The sequence below is a fragment of the Flavobacterium salmonis genome (genome assembly GCF_903819435.1).
GTDB lineage: Bacteria > Bacteroidota > Bacteroidia > Flavobacteriales > Flavobacteriaceae > Flavobacterium > Flavobacterium chungangense.
On record NZ_CAIJDP010000105.1, the window covers coordinates 1 to 2,632 of the forward strand.

The window sequence follows — 2,632 nt, forward strand, 5'->3', positions numbered from 1 at the left end:
ATTGGCTTAATGGAAAGTTGGTTTTGTATTTGTGATGATTTGGCAAATCCGAAAATAGGGCTTAATTTAGTCCCAAACCCGCTGTAGCGCGAGAACGTTATGGGCCAGTTGTGCCGAAATTACGCAGACGAACAGAATCTGAAAAACAAGCATTTATTTCTGTAGAAACTTACAAAGCAGAAACTTGAAAAACCTTGCGCTTAAAATTGAAAGCGTGAAAAGCAGAAGCGTGAAAGTTGGCTTTTGCCAGCAGAAGCGTAAAAAGTAGAAACTTGAAAAGCGTTGCGCTTAAAATTGAAAACGCAAAAGCAGAAACGTAAAAATTGGATTTTGCCAGCAGAAACTTGAAAAGCAGAAGCGTGAAAAGCAGAAACGCAAAAAGCAGAAACTTAAAAACTTTGCGGAAATTCGTAATTTCGACAAAACAACCGGCCCATAACACACGCTACAAGCAAGCTGGGGATTTGGCAAAATTTGAAGATGGTTTTGTATTTGAAAAATTAGTTTTTAACCGAAAGTTTTAGGCTTTCTTAACCCCAGCCTGCGTGTAGCGCGGGAACGTTAGCTGTCATTTTACCGCAGAATCGGAGAATTCAAGAACTTTAAAATATGAAAAAACATTTAACTGTAATTTTAGGAGCAGGATTTTCTGCAAATGCAGGAATGCCAACAGCAAATGATATCGCTATAAAGTTTAATCGAGACTTAAGAGAAAAACTTCTTTCAGCTTCTTCAAGCGAATGGTTTTGGATTGATGATAAAACTGAAAACTTCATACATAACGGAAGATTAAATTATGACTATTTAGCTTATTCGTATGTTTTTGATGAACTTGTAAAAATTTATGTTTTAGACAAAGGAAATTTTATATATTATGAAGATTTTTATCAGTATATAATTGACAACTTTGAAAATCCTGAATGGGTTGAAAATTTATTTCAAACAGCAAAAAAAGCTCTTTTAATAGACAAACCTTTTTTTCTTGAAGAGAAAAATAGTGAATATTATAAAAGTTATTTATTTGCATTTGACCACAAACAATTTTCGAGAGTAAACACAATTCTTAATTATTTAATTGGTGACATTCTTGCAGTAATTCCTAAACAAAACGAAGAATTAATTGAAATTTATAAAGGTTTCATCTCATATATTACAACCTTTGATGAAGTTGATATTTTCACCCTTAATCACGATATTTTATTAGAACATTTATTAAATATCAATAACGTAAACTATTCAAAAGGTTTTAACATTGAAAATTCTCCTATAGTTCATAATGACGAACCTGTTCCCTATTTCAATAATGAATTTAAAGAAAAAATTAGAATTCATAAACTTCACGGAAGTTTAGACTTTTATCAATTTAGACATTACAAAAATGAGGGAATGTTTTCACAACCTACTGATAAAGTTGACTATTTTATGACAACTAATTATTCTATTAAGCACAATTGTCAGATAATTAATCCAGCTACTAAAGAGATTTTACAAGATTATAATTTCGATATTGTTCCTAAATTCATAACAGGAACCAGAAAAACTGAAATAATTAAAAATGAAGTTTTATATAAAAAGCTTTTTGAAAACTTTGAAAACGCTATTTCAAGTTCTAATAATCTATTTGTATCGGGATATTCATTTAGTGACGACCATTTGAATGAAAAAATAAAAGAAAAAGAATTCAATTTTATCAATCATAATAGAAGCAAAGATTATCCATTTAGTGGCAATGGAAGAAACATTAGAAGTTTGGATGAATTGTAGTTAAAAAAACGACAGCTAACACACGCTACAACGGATTTGGGCAATTGGCTTAATGGAAAGTTGGTTTTGTATTTGTGATGATTTGGCAAATCCGAAGAATGGTCTTAATTTAGTCCCAAACCCGCTGTAGCGCGAGAACGTTATGGGCCAGTTGTGCCGAAATTACGCAGACGAACAGAATCTGAAAAACAAGCATTTATTTCTGTAGAAACTTACAAAGCAGAAACTTGAAAAACCTTGCGCTTAAAATTGAAAGCGTGAAAAGCAGAAGCGTGAAAGTTGGCTTTTGCCAGCAGAAGCGTAAAAAGTAGAAACTTGAAAAGCGTTGCGCTTAAAATTGAAAACGCAAAAGCAGAAACGTAAAAATTGGATTTTGCCAGCAGAAACTTGAAAAGCAGAAGCGTGAAAAGCAGAAACGCAAAAAGCAGAAACTTAAAAACTTTGCGGAAATTCGTAATTTCGACAAAACAACCGGCCCATAACACACGCTACAAGCAAGCTGGGGATTTGGCAAAATTTGAAGATGGTTTTGTATTTGAAAAATTAGTTTTTAACCGAAAGTTTTAGGCTTTCTTAACCCCAGCCTGCGTGTAGCGCGGGAACGTTACTGGCTAGTTATGCCGAAATTACGCAGGTAATTTCGATTTGGAAATAAACATTGTTTCCGCAAAAAGTTTACAAAGCAGAAGCGTGAAAATTGGAATCGCCAGCAGAAGTTGGAAAGTTGGAATCTGAAAATAAACAGACGAAAAACTGAAGCGTGAAAATTGGAACTTGCCAACAGAAACTTGAAAATTGGAATCTGAAAAGCAGAAGCGTGAAAGTCGGAATCTGCCAGTAGAAACTTGAAAAGTTTAGCGCAGAAATT

General features: G+C 33.3%; 1 protein-coding gene. It reads left to right on the forward strand.

Annotation, left to right across the window (positions count from 1 at the left end):
- Positions 1-609: 609 nt before the first annotated feature.
- Positions 610-1,764 (forward strand): SIR2 family protein, encoded by a 1,155-nt coding sequence (locus tag FLACHUCJ7_RS25015; protein ID WP_180910954.1) that lies wholly within the window; start codon positions 610-612, stop codon positions 1,762-1,764.
- Positions 1,765-2,632: the final 868 nt, after the last annotated feature.

Excerpts from the sequence above, each read along its gene's own strand:
- FLACHUCJ7_RS25015 (WP_180910954.1), top strand. The coding sequence starts at position 610 with ATGAAAAAACATTTAACTGTAATTTTAGGAGCAGGATTTTCTGCAAAT.